Annotated in this window: 15 protein-coding genes; 10 read left to right on the forward strand and 5 right to left on the reverse strand. The window is 68.1% G+C overall.

Going from position 1 to position 18,238, the window contains the following annotated elements; translation table 11 throughout:
* Positions 1 to 25: 25 nt before the first annotated feature.
* Entirely contained in the window at positions 26 to 1,117 is a 1,092-nt protein-coding gene (locus C8D93_RS17745) for an efflux RND transporter periplasmic adaptor subunit (protein ID WP_170124092.1), read from the reverse strand.
* 347 nt (positions 1,118 to 1,464) lie between these two features.
* Between C8D93_RS17745 and C8D93_RS17750 the strand changes: the two genes are divergently transcribed.
* Positions 1,465 to 1,947, forward strand: coding sequence for an FKBP-type peptidyl-prolyl cis-trans isomerase (locus C8D93_RS17750; RefSeq protein WP_110266584.1), 483 nt, complete (start codon positions 1,465 to 1,467; stop codon positions 1,945 to 1,947).
* Between the two features lie 54 nt (positions 1,948 to 2,001).
* On the opposite strand, the gene C8D93_RS17755 is transcribed toward C8D93_RS17750, so the two are convergent.
* A complete protein-coding gene (locus C8D93_RS17755; RefSeq protein WP_110266585.1) occupies positions 2,002 to 2,934 on the reverse strand; it encodes a hypothetical protein in 933 nt (310 codons plus the stop codon).
* A 98-nt stretch (positions 2,935 to 3,032) separates the two neighbouring features.
* Positions 3,033 to 6,830 carry a methionine synthase gene (metH, locus tag C8D93_RS17760; RefSeq protein ID WP_110266586.1) on the reverse strand — a complete coding sequence of 1,266 codons (3,798 nt, stop codon included), beginning with the start codon at positions 6,828 to 6,830 and terminating at the stop codon, positions 3,033 to 3,035.
* A gap of 323 nt (positions 6,831 to 7,153) precedes the next feature.
* Here metH and C8D93_RS17765 point away from each other — a divergent pair, with 323 nt between their 5' ends.
* The 6 genes from C8D93_RS17765 to C8D93_RS17790 all read left to right on the forward strand — a co-directional run bounded on the left by C8D93_RS17765 (position 7,154) and on the right by C8D93_RS17790 (position 12,203).
* The gene (locus tag C8D93_RS17765; RefSeq protein WP_110266587.1) at positions 7,154 to 7,324 is read left to right on the forward strand and encodes a rubredoxin; all 171 of its coding nucleotides are present in this window, start codon (positions 7,154 to 7,156) and stop codon (positions 7,322 to 7,324) included.
* 8 nt (positions 7,325 to 7,332) lie between these two features.
* Entirely contained in the window at positions 7,333 to 7,644 is a 312-nt protein-coding gene (ppnP, locus tag C8D93_RS17770; protein WP_110266588.1) for a pyrimidine/purine nucleoside phosphorylase, read from the forward strand.
* A 268-nt stretch (positions 7,645 to 7,912) separates the two neighbouring features.
* Positions 7,913 to 8,560 (forward strand): hypothetical protein, encoded by a 648-nt coding sequence (locus C8D93_RS17775; RefSeq protein ID WP_110266589.1) that lies wholly within the window; start codon positions 7,913 to 7,915, stop codon positions 8,558 to 8,560.
* A 149-nt stretch (positions 8,561 to 8,709) separates the two neighbouring features.
* Entirely contained in the window at positions 8,710 to 10,044 is a 1,335-nt protein-coding gene (locus tag C8D93_RS17780) for a chloride channel protein (protein ID WP_146216647.1), read from the forward strand.
* A 6-nt stretch (positions 10,045 to 10,050) separates the two neighbouring features.
* On the forward strand, positions 10,051 to 11,655 hold the full coding sequence (locus tag C8D93_RS17785) for an AbgT family transporter (RefSeq protein WP_110266591.1): 1,605 nt from the start codon (positions 10,051 to 10,053) through the stop codon (positions 11,653 to 11,655).
* A 167-nt stretch (positions 11,656 to 11,822) separates the two neighbouring features.
* Positions 11,823 to 12,203 carry a DUF3192 domain-containing protein gene (locus C8D93_RS17790; RefSeq protein ID WP_170124093.1) on the forward strand — a complete coding sequence of 127 codons (381 nt, stop codon included), beginning with the start codon at positions 11,823 to 11,825 and terminating at the stop codon, positions 12,201 to 12,203.
* Positions 12,204 to 12,215: 12 nt separating this feature from the next.
* On the opposite strand, the gene C8D93_RS17795 is transcribed toward C8D93_RS17790, so the two are convergent.
* Both C8D93_RS17795 and C8D93_RS17800 read right to left on the reverse strand, forming a co-directional pair.
* On the reverse strand, positions 12,216 to 12,983 hold the full coding sequence (locus tag C8D93_RS17795; protein WP_110266593.1) for a ribonucleoside-diphosphate reductase: 768 nt from the start codon (positions 12,981 to 12,983) through the stop codon (positions 12,216 to 12,218).
* Between the two features lie 50 nt (positions 12,984 to 13,033).
* Entirely contained in the window at positions 13,034 to 15,136 is a 2,103-nt protein-coding gene (locus C8D93_RS17800) for an adenosylcobalamin-dependent ribonucleoside-diphosphate reductase (RefSeq protein WP_245903980.1), read from the reverse strand.
* Between the two features lie 213 nt (positions 15,137 to 15,349).
* Between C8D93_RS17800 and C8D93_RS17805 the strand changes: the two genes are divergently transcribed.
* Genes C8D93_RS17805 through C8D93_RS17815 form a run of 3 tightly spaced genes read left to right on the forward strand, consistent with a single transcriptional unit; the run spans position 15,350 to position 18,238 of the window.
* Positions 15,350 to 16,477, forward strand: coding sequence for an NAD(P) transhydrogenase subunit alpha (locus tag C8D93_RS17805; protein WP_110266594.1), 1,128 nt, complete (start codon positions 15,350 to 15,352; stop codon positions 16,475 to 16,477).
* A gap of 27 nt (positions 16,478 to 16,504) precedes the next feature.
* A complete protein-coding gene (locus C8D93_RS17810; RefSeq protein WP_110266595.1) occupies positions 16,505 to 16,813 on the forward strand; it encodes an NAD(P) transhydrogenase subunit alpha part 2 in 309 nt (102 codons plus the stop codon).
* A 3-nt stretch (positions 16,814 to 16,816) separates the two neighbouring features.
* Positions 16,817 to 18,238 carry an NAD(P)(+) transhydrogenase (Re/Si-specific) subunit beta gene (locus C8D93_RS17815; RefSeq protein ID WP_110266596.1) on the forward strand — a complete coding sequence of 474 codons (1,422 nt, stop codon included), beginning with the start codon at positions 16,817 to 16,819 and terminating at the stop codon, positions 18,236 to 18,238.

An 18,238-nucleotide genomic window follows, 5' to 3' on the forward strand; every position in this document is an offset into this window, starting at 1 on the left:
GGCGCCCCCGCCGTTGCCGCGCCGCTCAGCCCTGCGTGTCGGTGCCGGATGCGACGACCGGAGTCGCCGCAGGCGCATTGACCACCTCGACCTTGCTGTCGTCGCGCAGGCTCGCCTGCCCGGTCACGACGAGTTCGTCGCCGGGCTGCAACCCGTCGACCACTTCATAGCGGTCGGCGTCGCTGTAACCGACGACGATCGGCCGCCGGCGCGCCCGCCCGTCGGCGACGACGTACACCGAATGCTGCGCGTCCTCGGTCAGCACGGCGTCCTTGGGCACCAGCAGCGCGTTCTGCCGCTGGTCATAGACGATCTCGACCCGCCCGAACATGCCCGGACGCAGTTCGGGCTGCCCGGGCGCCATTGCCACGGTCACCTTGACCGTTCCGGTCGTCGCGTCGACCACCGGATTGACACGCAGGATGTGGCCGGTGAAGCGGCGGTCCGGCCAGGCATCGACGGTCAACATCGCCGGCTGCCCGGACGCGAGCTTGTGGATGTCACGCTCGGGCACGAAGATCTGCGCCTCCAGCCGGTCCATGCGGGTGACCCGGAAAGCCGGGCTGCCCGACTGGATCGTGTTGCCGACCTTGACGTGGCGCAGCGAGACCACGCCATCGAACGGCGCGCGGATCTCGGCCTCCTGCAGGGCCAGGCGCGCCAGATCGTGGGCCGCTTTCGCGCCGTCCAGTTCGAACTTGGCACGCTCGTAGGCTTCGCGCGACACCAGCTTGCGCTCATAGACCGACTCGTAACGCTTGAAGTCCTGCTCGAGCTGGTCCAGCGTCGCCTTCGCCCGGGCCACCTCGAGCCGCAACCGGTCCGTCTCCAGGCGGGCGAGCACCTGGCCTTCGCGCACGCGCTCGCCTTCCTCGACCAGCACCTGTTCGATGACACCGCTCTGCTTGGCCATCACGGTGGCCTCGTCCTCCGCCTCGAGCGTCGCCGTGCCGCGGTAGGCCGCGTCGATCGCCCCCGTTGCCGCAATGGCGGTCTCGACCGGGATGCTGGCCTCCTCTTTCTCCTTGTCCTTGTCCTCGCCCTTGGCGCGGCCGTCGCCGCAGCCGACCAGGACCAGGGCACAGACCAACGCCACTGCACGCGCATGCACGCTCATGAGCCCACTCCACGAAAACCCCGAGATGCGGACATGGGACCAAGAGCCATGCCAGTTCGACGCCTGTTTGAACTTCATGAAAATAAAAGAATTCTTCTGATACGTCGCGAGCCGGCAGCACCGTGGTTCACCCGGGATGCGCCAGAAGTTTGTCTCTGTAACCACTTGTTGGCGTCTTTCGTCAGTCTCAGATGGTGATTTTTTATATATAAAAATGTCAGATTCCGACAATCACTCAAAGTCCTGCTGACGATGCCGGGAGTTGGATGCGCCGGGGCGGCGAAACGTTGCCGGCGGGCCGCGCGGATGCATTTGTTAGCATGTCAGTTCGCCACTCAGGATCCATCATGGAAATCGCCCAGCAGCGCGTCGTCTATATCCACTACACCCTGACCAACGACGCCGGAGAAGTGCTCGACAGCTCGCGCGGCAACGAGCCGCTGGCTTATCTGCACGGCGCCGGCAACATCATCGCCGGTCTCGAAAGCGCGCTCGCCGGCAAGCAGGCCGGCGACAAGCTCAATGTCCGTGTCGAGCCCTCCCAGGGCTACGGCGAACGCGACGAGCGGCTGGTGCAGGACGTGCCGCGCCGCGCCTTCGAGGGCATTGCGGAGATCCAGCCGGGGATGTCCTTCCAGGCACAGAGCAACCAGGGCCCGATGCGCGTCGTCGTCACCCGTGTGGCCGGCGACATGGTCACGGTCGACGGCAATCACCCGCTGGCCGGCGAGGCGCTGAACTTCGACGTCGAGGTCACCGAGGTGCGCGACGCCTCGCAGGAAGAACTGAGCCACGGCCACGTGCACGGGCCGGGCGGGCACCATCATTAGTGCGCTTCCTGCGCAAGATCCCGGCCATCCATGGCCGGGACTTTTCATACAAGACTACGGCACGGCGTCAAGGGCGAAGCGGCGGTCCCATTCGTCGCGCTGGCGCACCAGGCGGCGGTCCTGCCAGATCAGGAACGGGCGCGTCCCCAGCTTGCGTCCCACCTCGCTGACGGCGAGATCGAGACTGCTGGCAATGCGCAGATGCCCGACGATCAGTTCCGAACGCCCGGATTCCTCGCGCTTGAGCTGCGGCAGTTCACGCTGCTGCGCGGCCTTGTAGCGCGCCGCATCCTCCGGCTCGAACTCGGCCTGCAGCAGGCGGTCGTTGAAGAACTGCAGCTGCAGGCGTCCGGGCACGTCCCAGTGCCGGTACTGCGTGACGGTGACGGTGTCCAGGTCGCGCGGCGGAATGCCGTCGCGCACGGTTGCGTGCCGTGATTCGACGATCGGCTCGAAGCCGGCCTGCTCGAGCCCGAACACCACCTCGTCGACGCTCTGGAAGCTGCGGTAGCGTCCCAGCATCGCCACCGGGTCGCTGGCCACGCGCGTGAAGGCTGCGATCTCGGATTCTGCCGGCGCCTGCCCCAGCGACTCCTCGTAGTAGACCTGCGCCTCCTGCTCACTGACCTCGCTGGACGTGTCGGCAGCCGGGACCGGAGACGGGGTCGGGGGCGGGGTCGAACTCGGGATCGGGCTGGCCTGCGCGGGGGCGGGCGTGGCGGATGCCGCCGGCTCGGGGCTCGCCGACGCAAGCGGCTCAGAAGGTGCGGGTGCCGGCGTGGAGGCGGGCGTGGCCTGCGGCGTCGGGCGCGCGGCGGCGGTCGCGCGGGGCTTCGCGACCTCCGGCTCGCGCTCTGGCAACAGGGGGCGCAGCGCCACCCAGACGCCGAGCAGCAGCAAGACGCCGATCAGCCAGCGCAGCGGGCGCCATTTCTTCCACCAGTCCGGCGGGTCCAGCCAGTCCTTGTCGGGCTTCGCAGGGCTCATCGGCGTTACTTCCTGTTCGGGGCGACATCCGTGCCGCAGACGGGGCGGGGACGACCGCCCCCGTCACGTCTTCCACGGCCGATCCGCCAGCGGCGGGCTCAGTCGTCCGGATCGTAGCCCAGATTCGGGGCGAGCCATTTTTCCGCCGTCGCCAGATCCCAGTTCTTGCGCCGGGCATAGTCCGCGACCTGGTCGCGGTTGATGCGTCCGACGACGAAGTATTGCGCCTGCGGATGGGCGAAGTACCAGCCGGACACCGAGGCACCGGGCCACATCGCCATGCTTTCGGTCAGGCGGATGCCGGTGTGCCGCTCGACGTCGAGCAGGGTCCACAGGGTCTGCTTCTCCGTGTGCTCGGGACACGCCGGATAGCCCGGAGCGGGACGGATGCCGCCGGAGCTGCCGATGTAGCGTTCGTCGATCAGCGCCGCGTTGTCGAGCTGCTCGTCCGGGGCATAGCCCCAGAACTCCTTGCGCACCCGCTGATGCAGGCGCTCGGCAAACGCCTCCGCGAGCCGGTCGGCGAGCGCCTCGAGCAGGATCGCGCTGTAGTCGTCGTTGGCCTTCCTGAATGCCGCGACCCGCTCCTGCGCGCCCAGACCCGCCGTCACCGCGAAGGCGCCGACGTGATCGTGCAGGCCGCTGTCCTTCGGTGCGACGAAGTCGGCGAGGCAGCGGTTGGGGACGCCGGCGCGGTGCTCGGTCTGCTGGCGCAGGCCGTGCAGCCGCGCCGCAACCTGCGTGCGCGCCTCGTCGGCGTAGACCTCGATGTCGTCGTCGTCCACCTGTGCGGCGGGGAACAGGCCGATGACCCCGCTGGCCGTCAGCCACTTCTCGGCGATGATGCGGTCGAGCATCGCGTTGGCGTCGGCGAACAGCTTGCGCGCGGCTTCGCCGCTGGCCGGGTTGTTGAGCAGGTCCGGGTAGCGGCCCTTGAGTTCCCAGGCGATGAAGAACGGCTGCCAGTCGATGTACTCGCGCAGCTCGGCGAGCGGATAGTCCCTGAACACGCGCACGTGCTGCACGGGCGCGTCGTGGTGGGCGTGATCGCAATGCGGCCCTTCGCAGACATCGCGCGTCTGCTGCAGCAGCATGCGCGGGCGAAACGGCTGGTAGTGGCCCCAGTCGATGCCGGTGCGGTTCGCCCGCGCGGCGGTCAGGCTGAGGAACTTCTCCTGCCGGTCCTTGTTCGCGTGGCGTTCGCGGATGCCGTCGTACTCCGCCTTGACCTCGGCGAGCAGCCTGGGCTTGAGCTCCGACGACAGCAGCGCGGCCGCGGTCGGCACCGAGCGCGAGGCGTCCTTGACCCACACCACGCCGTGCGGGTACGCCGGGTCGATCTTGACCGCCGTGTGTGCGCGCGACGTCGTCGCGCCGCCGATCAGCAGCGGAATGTCGAAGCCCTGGCGCTTCATCTCCTTGGCCAGGTTCACCATCTCGTCGAGCGAGGGCGTGATCAGGCCGGACAGACCGATGATGTCGGCGTTCTCGGCTTTCGCCGTGTCGAGAATCTTCTGCGCCGGCACCATGACGCCGAGATCGACCACGTCGTAGTTGTTGCACTGGAGCACGACACCGACGATGTTCTTGCCGATGTCGTGGACGTCACCCTTGACCGTGGCCATGACGATCTTGCCCTTGGACTGCTGGACATCGCCGGGCTTTTTCTCGGCCTCGATGTACGGGATGAGGTAGGCCACGGCCTTCTTCATCACGCGTGCGGACTTCACCACCTGCGGCAGGAACATCTTGCCGGCGCCGAACAGGTCGCCGACCACGTTCATGCCGTCCATCAGCGGGCCTTCGATGACCTCGATCGGACGTTTGCCCTGCGCGGCCAGGTCGGCGCGCAGTTCTTCGGTATCGGCCTCCACGTACTGGTCGATGCCCTTGACCAGCGCATGCTTGATGCGCTCGCGCGCCGGCAGGCCGCGCCAGGCCTCGTCCTCGACCGCCTGCTTCTTGCCGTCGCCGCGGAAGCGCTCGGCGATCTCGAGCAGCCGCTCCGTGCCGTCGTCGCGGCGGTTGAGGATCACGTCCTCGATGCGCTCGCGCAGCTCGGGATCGAGCTCGTCGTACACCACCAGTGCACCGGCGTTGACGATGCCCATGTCCATGCCGGCGCGGATCGCGTGGTAGAGGAACACCGAGTGGATCGCCTCGCGGACCGGGTTGTTGCCGCGGAACGAGAACGAGACGTTGGACACGCCGCCGGACACCATCGCGCCCGGCAGGTTCTGCTTGATCCAGCGCGTGGCCTCGATGAAGTCGACGCCGTAGTTGTTGTGCTCGGCGATGCCGGTGGCGACCGCGAAGATGTTGGGGTCGAAGATGATGTCCTCGGCCGGAAAGCCGACCTGCTCGACCAGGATCCGGTAGGCGCGCGCGCAGATCTCCTTGCGCCGCTCGAGGTTGTCGGCCTGGCCCTGCTCGTCGAAGGCCATGACCACCACCGCGGCGCCGTACTTGCGGCACAGCTGCGCCTCGCGGATGAACTTGTCCTCGCCCTCCTTCATCGAGATGGAGTTGACGATCGGCTTGCCCTGCACGCACTTGAGGCCCGCCTCGATGACCTCCCACTTCGAGGAGTCGATCATCACCGGCACGCGCGAGATGTCGGGCTCCGAGGCGATCAGCTTGAGGAAGCGATCCATCGCCGCGACGCCGTCGATCATGCCCTCGTCCATGTTGACGTCGATGATCTGCGCGCCGGCCTCGACCTGCTGGCGCGCAACCGCCAGAGCCGTGGCGTAGTCGCCGGCCTTGATCAGCTCGCGGAACTTCGCCGAGCCGGTGATGTTGGTGCGCTCGCCGACGTTGACGAAGTTGAGGTCCGTCGTCAGGTTCAGCGGCTCGAGTCCGGCGAGCCGGCCGATGCGCTCCGGGCTCGCCGGCCGGCGCGGCGGCTGGTCGGCCACGGCGCGGGCAATCGCGGCGATGTGATCGGGCGTCGTGCCGCAACAGCCGCCGACGATGTTCACCAGCCCGCTGGCGGCGAATTCGCGCAGGATGCCGCCGGTGTCCTCGGGACGCTCGTCGTACTCGCCGAAGGCATTCGGCAGGCCGGCATTGGGATAGCAGGACACGTAGCAGTCGGCGATGCGTGCCAGCTCGGCGATGTACGGACGCATGTCGCGGCCGCCGAGCGCACAGTTCAGGCCCACGGCCAGCGGCCGCGCGTGGCGGATCGAGTTCCAGAACGCCTCGGTGACCTGCCCCGAGAGCGTCCGGCCCGACGCGTCGGTGATGGTGCCCGACAGGATCACCGGCAGCCGGGTCTGCGACTGCTCGAACCAGGTCTCGCAGGCGAAGATCGCCGCCTTGGCATTGAGCGTGTCGAAGATCGTCTCGATCAGCAGCACGTCGGCGCCACCGTCGACCAGACCGCGGATCTGTTCGAGGTAGGCCGCGACCAGTTCGTCGTAGCTGACGTTGCGCGCACCCGGATCGTTGACGTCCGGGCTGATGCTGCAGGTGCGACTGGTAGGCCCGAGCGCGCCGGCGACGAAGCGCGGCCGGTCCGGCGTCTTTGCGCTCCACTCGTCTGCGGCCTGACGTGCGAGCTTCGCGGCCTCGCGGTTCAGTTCGTAGGCCAGCGATTCCATGCCGTAGTCGTGCAGCGAGATGACCTGGGCATTGAAGGTATTGGTCTCGATCAGGTCGGCGCCGGCCGCCAGATACTCGCCGTGGATCGCGCGGATCACGTCCGGTTGCGTCAGCACCAGCAGGTCGTTGTTGCCCTTGAGGTCCTTGTGCCAGTCGGCAAAGCGCTCGCCGCGGTAATCGGCCTCCTGCAGCTGGCGGCGCTGGATCATCGTGCCCATGGCCCCGTCGATGACGAGGATGCGTTCGCGCAGCAGCGCGTTCAGGCGTTCGAAGGCGGGATGCGAATTCATGGCACAACAGGGTCCGGGCGGCGGACTGTAGAGTATATCCGCTCATGCGGATAGGCGGATTTGACGACTGCAGGACCGCTTGTCTGCCGCAGACCGCCTCGTGTCACCGCCGGCCACTTTCCGCCGCAGGCCGGCGCTACTGTTCACTCACGGTCACGCGACGAGCAATCGGCACGGAACCGGCGATCTCTCCCCCCAACCCGGATCTCCCCAACCTCCGGGTTTCTGAGGCCAAGCCACCCCGCTTGGCCTTTTTTTATGCTCGCGCACAAGCCGGCTGGGGTAACATGCGCCGCCTTTTTTTGACCTAGACCGGTGATTTCATGGCCAACAAGAAGTGGCGCTGCCTGATCTGCGACTTCGTCTACGAAGAAGAGAAGGGCCTGCCCGACGAAGGCATCGCGCCCGGCACCCCGTGGGAAGACGTTCCCGAGTCCTGGACCTGCCCGGACTGCGGCGCCTCCAAGGGCGACTTCATGATGGTCGAGGACTGAAGCCGGCCATGGACGCGCTCGAACAGGTGGCCGTCCTGAAGAAGGCCAACGTGTACTTCGACGGCAAGTGCATCAGCCACACCGTGCGCCTGGCCGACGGCAGCCGCAAGAGCGTCGGCGTGATCCTGCCGTCCACGCTGCGCTTCACCACGGGCGCGCCGGAAGTGATGGAGCTGGTCGAAGGCCGCTGCCGGGTGACGCTGCCCGGCGAGAGCGCGCCTCGCGAGTACCGTGGCGGCGAATCGTTCTCGGTGCCGGGTGACTCGGCTTTCGACATCGAGGCGCTGGAACCGCTGCACTACGTCTGCCACTTCGGCTGACCGCCGCCCCGCGGCGAGGGCGCGCGTCCGCCGGTCGATCGCGGCCGCACAGGCTCAGGCTTTGAGCCCGCGACCCCCTATAACGCTGACAAGCTTCGTTCAGAGGTGCGTCAGCATGGTTTCTCCACTCTCGTCCCCAGCGGCCTCACCGTTCCCGAACCCGGCGGGACCGTCGGTCAGCAACCGACTTGCCACGCCGCGGTCCGGGCGAAGAATCGGTGAGCAGTCCCCTCAGACGTCGTCCGTGAACGGGCGTGGAGGTGCTGCGATGAACACACGTGCAGGCGATGCATCGGGTGCATCGATCGAGGAACTCTGTGCGGCGCTGTGCACACGATGGGGCGCCGGTCACACTCCGGCCACGACATCGACCGGCGGGCTGCAGCTGCGCACGCCGGACCAGGGACTCATCGACGTGCAGGTCCATGGCGACGAGCTGGCGCTGAGCGCCGCCCATTGGCCGACCGTGAACGAGCACGGATTCAAACGCAGCTTCAGCCGCACCCTGACGGCACGCGTCAACGCGACGCGCGACGTGGACGTCATCGCGCGCGATCTCGAACGCCGCCTGCTGCGACCGTATGCGACTGCGCTGCAGGAAGCACGCCGCCAGGCCGCCGAATACCGCCGTCTCATCGCCGACATCTGCGCCGTTCTCGATCGCGTCGGTCTCGACGCCGCCGACCGGCACGTGCTGGGCCGCCGGCTGCAGGCGCACAAGCCGCACGGCGCCCTCGACCACAACGGCACGCGCCTGCCGACGACCAGCGTGACCACGGTTGCCGTGCGCGAGGACGACAGCGCCGTCGGTGCCGTCGAGGTGCGCGGCCTGTCGCTCGCGGAGGTCGAGGCGGTGCACGGCTTCGTCAGCGAACTCACGGCGCGCCGCCGCCCGGTGCTGCGACTCGCATCCTGATCGCGGCGCCGGGACGACCGGCGCGTTGATGGTATCTTCGCGACTGCGGCGCGGCCCGAGACGGAGTGCCGCCGGCCGTGACCGCCGCGAACGATGAAGATCCGGACAACACCCGAACTCCGACAAACCCGCAGCGCCAGACCGCGGGCATGAGCCGTCGCCGTTATCCGCTGCGCAGCCGTGCGCGCCTGTTGTGGATGCGCTGGCGCCCGCGCGCCGCCTACTGGAGTGCCGCCGCCGCGATCGGCCTGGCTGCCGCCGCCTTCGCCTGGAGCAGCGAGGAGGCCCAGCACCTGTTCTTCGCCGTGGACGAGCGCCTGCCGTGGCTCGCACTGCTGCTCACGCCGCTGGGCATGGTCGCCGTCGCCTGGATCACGGCCCGCATCGCCCCCGGCGCCGCCGGCAGCGGCATTCCGCAGGTGCTCGCGGCCCTGCGCAACGAAGGGCGCGTGCTGCGCGCGCAGCTCATGTCGCTGAAGACGGCGGCGCTGAAGATGGTGCTGACCGTCGTCGGCATCGCCTGCGGCGCCTCGGTCGGCCGCGAAGGGCCGACCGTACAGATCGGGGCGGCGATCGCGCATGTCGTCGGCATGCGCAACAAGAGCCCGGCGACGCAGCGCGGCCTGATCCTGGCCGGCGGCGCAGCCGGGGTCGCGGCCGCCTTCAACACACCGGTCGCGGGCATCGTCTTCGCCTTCGAGGAACTGGCGCGCAGCCTCGAGGAGAAGGCCAGCGGCACGCTGTTGCTGCTGGTGATCATCGCTGCCGTGGTGGCGATGTCGCTGCTCGGTCACCGGGTCTATCTCGGCACCATCGACGCGCATCTGGTGCACTGGCACGAGTGGCGCGCTGTACTGATCTGCGGCCTCGTCGGCGGTCTCGCCGGCGGCCTGTTCAGCCGCCTGCTCTACGCCGGCACGCGGCGCGTGCGCGGCTTGCGCCAGCGCTGGGGCTGGCGCGTACCAGCCGCCTGCGGACTCGGCGTGGCGGTCCTCGGCCTGCTGTCACTGGGCAGCGCCTACGGCAGCGGCTACCGGGAAACGCTGATCGCACTCGAAACGCCGGAGCAACTGTCGCTGCTGTACCCGCTGATCAAGGCCGCGGCGACCGTGCTGTCGTATCTCAGCGGCATCCCGGGTGGCGTGTTCTCGCCATCGCTGGCGATCGGGGCCGGGCTCGGCGCCGACCTCGCCCGCTTCATCGATTTCGCCCCTGCCGCCGCCGTCGTGCTCCTGGGCATGGCGGCCTACTTCGCCGGCGTGACGCAGACGCCGCTGACTGCGGCGGTGATCGTGTCCGAGATGACGCTCGACCAGCGCATGATCCTGCCGCTGATGGCGGCGAGCCTGATCGCCGCGGGCATCGCCCGCCTGGTGTGGCGCGACTCGCTCTACCAGGCGCTGATGCGCGACATTCTCGCCGACGCCGCCGAGCCATCGGGCACCCGGCCCGCCGACGCCACGTCGGCGACTCCCGCCCGCTGAGCACCCATGCCGCCCGCAAACGACCGTGATCGCGAGGCGCCTGCGCGCCGCCGCGCCTTCGACCGCTTTCTCGATGGCGTCGAGTGGCTCGGCAACCTGCTGCCGCATCCGGTCACCCTGTTCGCACTGCTGGCCCTGTTCATCGTGCTGCTGTCCGGCCTGCTCGCGGGCCTGGGCCTCGCGGTACCGGACCCGCGCCCGGAAGGCGCGCCCGGACGTGCCGCCGACGGCATGATCGAGGTCGTCAGCCTGCTCAACGGCGCCGGGCTGCGGCGCATCCTCGAGAACCTGGTCACCAACTTCTCCGGTTTCGCACCGCTGGGCACGGTGCTGGTGGCGATGCTTGGGGTCGGCGTCGCCGAGCGCTCCGGTCTGCTCGGCGCGGTGATCCGCGCGATGGTGCTGCGCGCGCCGCCGCGGCTGGTCACGGCGGTGATCGTCTTCGCCGGCGTCGTCTCGAATACCGCGGCGGAGATGGGCTACGTGGTGCTGATCCCGCTGGCCGCCGCGATCTTCCTCGCGCTCGGGCGCCATCCGCTTGCCGGGCTCGCGGCGGCGTTCTGCGGCGTTTCCGGCGGCTATTCGGCGAACCTGCTGATCGGCACCGTGGACCCCCTGCTGGCCGGCATCACCGAGGCCGCGGCGCACATCATCGACCCGGACTACTTCGTGCACCCGGCGGTGAACTGGTACTTCATGATGACCAGCACGGTCATCATCACGGTGCTCGGGACCTGGGTCACGCTGAACATCGTCGAGCCGCGGCTCGGCCGCTACGACCCGGCGCAGGCGTCCGAGAACCTCGACGAGGCACGCCGCCTCGAACCGCTGACGGCAACCGAGCGTCGTGCGCTCGCCTGGGCCGGCGCCAGCGCGCTGGGCATCGCCGCGCTGGTCGCGCTGATGGTCGTGCCGTCGTGGGGCGCGCTGCGTACGCCCGGCGTGGCCGAGGGCATCGAGGCGATCCTGCCATTCCTGCGCGGCATCGTCGCGTTGGTCTTCGTGTTCTTTCTCGTGCCCGGCTTCGTCTATGGGCGCCTCGCCGGGACGATGCGCAGCGATCGCGACGTGATCGACGCGATGGCGCGCTCGATGAGCACGCTGGGCCTGTACATCGTGCTGGTGTTCTTCGCCGCGCAGTTCGTCGCCTTCTTCGGCTGGACCCAGCTCGGTCAGATCGTCGCCGTGCTCGGCGCGCAGTTCCTGCAGGACATCGGCCTCACCGGTCCGCTGGTGTTCCTGCCGTTCATCCTGATGTGCATGCTGATCAACCTGTCGCTGGGCTCGGCCTCGGCGCAGTGGGCGGTGACCGCGCCGATCTTCGTGCCGATGCTGATGCTGGTGGGCTACAGCCCGGAGGTGATCCAGGCGGCCTACCGCATCGGCGACTCGACCACCAACCTGATCACGCCGATGATGAGCTACTTCGGCCTGATCCTCGCGTTCGCGAGCAAGTACGTGCGCAACCTCGGCATCGGCACGCTGATCGCGAGCATGCTGCCGTACACGATCGCTTTCGCACTCGGCTGGATTGCCTGGTTCTACGTCTGGGTGTTCGCGCTCGGCCTACCCGTCGGACCCGCCGCGCCCACCTACTATCCGGCCGGATGAGCCTTGCCGCGACATCGCCGATCTCGCCAACTTGTGGCGAAGGACGGCTGCGCGCCCTGCTGCCCGCATCGGCAACTCCATGATTCATGGAAGAAAACCGATTGGCACCGGTCCTGCTTGAGGGCCCTGCGGTTTTCACACCTCACCGCTCACCCATGGGAGATGACATGACACGAAAGATGCTCGGAACGGCTGCCCTCGCAGCCCTGCTCGCCACCAGCGGCTGCGTGCTGCACGTCGGCGGCGACGGCGACTACGGCGGCGATCACTACAACAAGATCGAACGCCAGGAGAGCCGCAACCGTGCCGCGATCAGCCGCCTCGAACTCGGCACGCGTTTCGACGCAGTGCGCACCCAGCTCGGCGAGCCGGACTTCACCGAAGCCTTCATGGCTGGCGGAACCGAGATCCGCATCCTGCGCTACCGCACCCACCGCACGCACTCGGACGGCGACACGACCCCCGACGAGACGACGCCGCTGGTCTTCCGCGACGGCGCCCTCAGCGGGATCGGCGAAGCGGCGGCGATGTCCGTCCGCACGCCATAGCCGCACGCGGGCTCAGCCGCATTTCGAATAGCCGCAGTCGAGGCAGGTCGGACAGCCGTCCTTCATGACCATCTCGCCGCGGCAGCTGGCGTCGGGGCAGCGGTCGACGATCGGCAGCGGCGCCGGCGCCGGCTGCGCATCGGCGGTGTCGGCGCCGGGCTCCGGGCCCACGTGCGGGTTGTCCAGCGGCAGCGCGTCGCGGTACTGGCGCGTGCGGGCGTAGTGCTCGGCGAGCACGGCCAGCGGACGCTCGTTGCCGCGCTCGTCGAGAAAGCCGCGCTTGGTCAGCTCCTGCTGGATGGCCCAGGCAATGGCGGCGACCTCGGAGTCGTGGACCATGCCCTTGCCGGCGCGGCTCCTGCCATACCAGACCGGTCCGCGGTCCCAGGACACCTTGCGCAGGTCCGCGAGCGCCTTGACCAGGAAGCCGCCGCGGGCAGCCAGCGACAGCGTCCGCATCGTCGCCGACACCCACTGGTGTTCGGCGGCGGTCTGGCCCGCCGGCACGAAGAACTCCAGTGGCCGCTCGATGCACAGCGGCCGGCCCTGCTGGCGGCCACAGACGACACCGAAGCCGATCACGAAGTAGATGGTCTTGGTGCCGCTGGCCGAGGTCAGCGTGATCTTGGTCGTGACCGATTCCCAGCTGCCGTCCTCGCGGCGGTCGATGCGCAGCGACAGCGGATCGACATCGGCAACTTCGTTCGCCGGTGCCTGCCGGAACACCGACCAGCCGACGATGGGCTGATCGATACGTGTAGGCCTGGTCTTCTTCGTCATGTCTTTCAGCCGTTTCTGGAAACCGGAAACCTGCCAACTGGAAGCCGTTGTCAAAGCTTGCCGTAGAACCCTTCCTTGAGCGCATCGTAGAGATTCGCCGCGCTGTAGGTGGCGCCTTCGTATTCGACCGGCGCGTCGCCGGACAGGCGCACGGTGCGGCCGTCGGCAAGGCGGAACTCGTACTCGGTGGCGGCGAGGTCGCGGTCGGTCACCAGTACGCCCTGGTGCACGTCCGGGTTGAAGCGGAAGGTCGTGCAGCCCTTCAGGCCCTGGTCGATGGCCTGGTCGTACAGCGATTCGAAGTCGTCGAAACCGATGTCCGTCGGAACGTTGATCGTCTTCGAGATCGAGGCGTCGACCCAGCGCTGCGCCGCGGCCTGTACGGCGATGTGCTCGCGCGGGTCCGTGCCCGCGGCCGTCGCCGCGAAGACATCGGGCAGTTGCGCGGCATCGACGTTCGCATCCACGTGATGGCGGTACGCGAGCAGCTCGTACGACTCCATGCGCACCGCGCGCTTGGCCTTCTCGCCCGGCACGATCATGTTGCGCGTGTAGTGGTGGGCGAAGCTCGGCTCGATGCCGTTGCTGGCGTTGTTGCCGACCGAGGCTGCCATCGTGCCGGTCGGTGCGATCGAGGTGGCGTGCGTATAGCGCGCGCCCACCTCGGCCAGGCGCGCAACCAGCTCGGGATCGACCCCGGCGATGCGCCGCAGATGCGCGGAGTAGCGGGCGTGCAGCACGCGGGCGGGCAGCGTCGTGCCGGCCTCGATGCCATCCGCGGCCAGCGCCGGCTGGCGTGCGAGCAGCGCGGGCGTGATCTCGACATCCTCGGCGAGCCCCGGTGCCGGCCCCTTCTCCCGGGCAAGTGCCAGCGCCGCGCGCCAGTTCTCCACCGCGAGGTCGCGCGTGACCCGTTCGGTGAAGGCGACGGATTCGGGCGACCCGTAACGCATGCCGAGCATCGTCAGCGCCGAGCCGAGCCCGAAGTAGCCCATGCCATGCCGGCGCTTGCGCGCGATCTCCCCGGCCTGCGCCTCCAGCGGCAGGCCGTGCAGTTCGACGACGTTGTCGAGCATCCGCGCGAACACGCGCACGACCTCCGCATAGGTCGCGAAATCGAAGCGCGCCGCGCGGGTGAAGGGCTGTTGCACCAGCGATGCGAGATTCACCGAGCCGAGCAGGCAGGCGCCGAACGGCGGCAGCGGCTGTTCGCCGCAGGGGTTCATCGCTCGGATGTCCTCGCAGAACCACAGCGGATTCGTGCGATTGACCTCGTCGATCAGGATGAACCCGGGGTCGGAGGTGTCGTAGGTCGAGCGCAGGACCAGCCGCCACAGCTTGCGTGCCCGCACCGTGCGGTATACGCGGCAGGCGGTTTCGCCCCGCTCGTTGACCGTGTAGTCGTGATCGCGCCGCGGCCAGTGCCGCCAGACGAGCGCGCCCTGCATCTCGGATGCGAACGCGGGAAAGACCAGGGGCCAGTCGGCATCGGCGCGCACCGCGGCGATGAACGCATCGCTGACCAGGCAGGACAGGTTGAAGGCGCGCAGCCGTCCGGCTTCACGCTTGGCAGTGATGAAGGCCTCGATGTCCGGGTGCCCGATGTCGAGACAGCCCATCTGCGCGCCGCGGCGGCCACCGGCGCTGGACACGGTGCGGCAGATGGCGTCGAACACGTCCATGAACGGCAGCGGGCCACTGGTCGTGGCGCCGGCGCCGGATACCCGCGCGCCCCGCGGCCGCAAGGTCGAGAAGTCGTAGCCGATGCCGCAACCCGCCTTGAGCGTCAGCGCCGCTTCGCTGGCGGCCTGCATGATGCCGGCCATCGAGTCGTCGAGTGTGCGCGACACCGTGCAGTTGATGGTCGATACGCCGGGCTTGAGGTCCGTCGCGCCGGCATTCGCCATCACGCGACCGCCGGGGTAGGCATGGTGCAGGGTCCGGTAGAAGGCCTCCTGCCACTCGTCGGGTCGCGCCTCGTTGCCGGCGAGGGCCACGGCAAGCCGCTGGCGCAGCCCGTCCAGATCCTCGCCCGGACGGAAGTACTTGGCCTGCGCGATCGCCGCCGAGGCCGGCTGCAGGGCCAGGGGCAGGCTGGGCTTGGGCAAGGCGCGAGACGTCATCCGCAGTCCGGTCACGATGGTCCGGACCATGTTACGCCCCGGCGGCCCGTTCGCCGACTCCGCGCCGAGCCCGGTGCAGTGTCGGCGAAAAGGTGATCCAGGCCACGCTCCTCGACCGGCAGGCCCGGGCTTCTGAGTGTTATTCCCCAGTCCATCCGCTAGACTTGCAGGCCGCTCGCGCCCCGGCCTGAAGCGGGCTGGCGGCCATCAGGGGCTTCGATACTCGTCACAGGGGAGTTGTACATGCCGGTCAAAATCGCCGTGCTCAAGGAAACGCGCGCTAACGAAAGACGCGTGGCGATGGTGCCTGCCGTCGCCGACAAGCTGGCCAAGCTGGGCTGCGAGATCCACATGCAGGCGGGCGCCGGTATCGCCAGCCGCATTCCGGACGAGGCCTTCAAGAAGATCACGACCGCGGCCAACCCGCAGGGTCTGGTGTCCGACGCCGACATCGTCGTCTCGGTGCAGCCACCCGCCGCCGATGTCGTCAACGCGATGAAGGAAGGCAGCATCCTGCTGTCGTTCGTCTACGCGCACAAGGAACCGGAGCTGACCAAGCTGCTCCGCGACAAGAAGATCACCACGCTGGCGATGGAGCTGGTGCCGCGCATCACGCGCGCACAGGCCATGGATGCGCTGTCGTCGCAGGCAGCACTGGCGGGCTACTACGGCGCGCTGCTCGGCGCGACCAGCATCGCCCGCATGATGCCGATGACCACCTTCGCAACCGGCTCGATCCGGCCGGGCACGATCCTGGTGATGGGCGTCGGCGTTGCCGGCCTGTCCGCGATCGCGACCGCGCGCCGCATCGGCGCCAAGGTCGAAGGCTACGACGTGCGTCCCGAGGTGAAGGAGCAGGTCGAGTCGCTCGGCGCCAAGTTCATCGATACCGGCGTCGACGCGCGTGGCGAAGGCGGCTATGCCCGCGAGCTGACGCAGGAAGAGAAGGACAAGATCGCCGCGGTGGTAACCAAGCACATCCAGGCTGCCGACATCATCATCACGACCGCCGCGATCCCGGGCCGCCCGTCGCCGAAGCTGATCTCGAAGGCGCAGGTCGATGGCATGAAGAACGGTGCCGTGATCATCGATCTGGCGGCAGACGGCGGCGGCAACTGCGAGTACACGCAGCCGGGCCAGTCGGTCCAGGTCGGCCAGGTGACGATCAACGCACCGCTGAACGTGCCGTCGCTGCTCGCCGAACACGCCTCGGAGCTGTATGCGAAGAACCAGTACAACCTGATCGAGCTGTTCGTGAAGGACGGCGCGATCAACATCGACTGGACCGACGAGGTGCTCGCCAAGTCCGCGCTGACGCACGGCGGTGAAATCAAGAACGAGGCCGCGAAGAAGGCCGTCGAAGGCGCCTGAACCGCATAGGGATCACAGGGGAATTTCATGGATGCAACTACAGCCATCACTGGCTTCGTCGCGCTCTACATCTTCATGCTCGCGGCCTTCACCGGCTACGAGATCATCGGCCGCGTGCCGGCGATCCTGCACACGCCGCTGATGTCGGGTTCCAACTTCATCCACGGCATCGTCGTCGTCGGCGCGATGTGGGCACTGTTCAACGCCAGCTCGACGCTGGAACAGGCGATCGGCTTCTTCGGTGTGCTGCTCGGCGCCGGCAACGCGGCGGGCGGCTACGTCGTCACCGAGCGCATGCTGGAAATGTTCAAGCCGTCCGACAAGAAGAAGGGCTAAGCCATGACCGCGCAATTCATCATCGACGCGGCCTTCATCGTCGCCACGCTGCTGTTCATCTACGGCCTCAAGCGCATGTCGTCCCCGGTGACGGCGCGCTCCGGCATCGTCGTCGCCGGCGTCGGCATGGTCGTCGCCGTGCTGGTGGCCTTCCTGTACATCGCCGATGTGAACCCGAAGGCCGAGCCCTTCCTCAAGACCAACATCATCCTCGGCGTGGTCGCGCTCGCGGTCGGCCTCGGCTGGGCCTGGTGGAGCGGCAAGAAGGTCGAGATGACGGCGATGCCGCAGATGGTCGCGCTGTACAACGGCATGGGCGGCGGCGCCGCCGCCGCGATCGCTGCGATCGAACTGTTCGGCCACAAGGCGCACGGCAACATCATCCTGGTCATGGCCGTGCTCGGCGGAATCATCGGTGCCGTGTCGCTGTCCGGCTCGCTGATCGCCTGGGGCAAGCTCGACGGCCGCATCAACGGCACCTGGCGTTTCCCGGGACTGCAGGCGGTCAACGGCCTGATCCTGCTGACGATCCTCGGCATCGGCGCCTGGACCGTCTACCAGGGCGGCGCCGTCGGCCCCGAGCTGATCGCCGCGTTCTTCGTGCTGTCGCTGGTCTACGGCGTGATGATGGCCATGCCGATCGGCGGCGCCGACATGCCGGTGGTGATTTCCCTGTTCAACGCCTTCACCGGCCTCGCGGTCGGCTTCGAGGGTTACGTGATCGGCAATCCGGCGCTGATGGTCGCGGGCATGGTGGTCGGCTCGGCCGGCACGCTGCTGACGCTGCTGATGGCCAAGGCGATGAACCGCTCGGTGTCGAACGTGCTGTTCTCGAACTTCGGCGCCTCCGGCGAGGAAGGCCAGGGCGAGATCAAGGGCAGCATGAAGCCGATCGACGCCGGCGACGCCGGCATCAACATGCGCTACGCATCCAAGGTCATCATCGCGCCGGGCTACGGCCTGGCGGTCGCACAGGCGCAGCACAAGCTCTACGAGTTCGTGAAGATCCTGCAGGCCGCCGATGTCGAGGTGAAGTTCGCGATCCACCCGGTCGCCGGACGCATGCCCGGTCACATGAACGTGCTGCTCGCCGAAGCCGGTGTGCCGTACGACATCATCTACGACATGGAAGACATCAACAACGAGTTCAAGGAGGCGGACGTGGCCATCGTCATCGGCGCGAATGACACCGTGAACCCGGCGGCGCGCACCAACAAGAGCTCGCCGATCTACGGCATGCCGATCCTCAACGTCGACCAGGCCAAGCAGGCCTACGTCGTCAAGCGCGGCCAGGGCAAGGGCTACTCGGGCGTCGAGAACGAGCTGTTCTTCGCCGACAACACCAACATGGTCTACGGCGACGCGCAGAAGGTCATGGTGGCGATGATCCAGGCGGTGAAGTCGCTGGAGGGCGGCGGCCACTGA

Source organism: Sinimarinibacterium flocculans, assembly GCF_003201205.1.
GTDB classification, from domain to species: Bacteria; Pseudomonadota; Gammaproteobacteria; order Nevskiales; family Nevskiaceae; genus Solimonas; species Solimonas flocculans.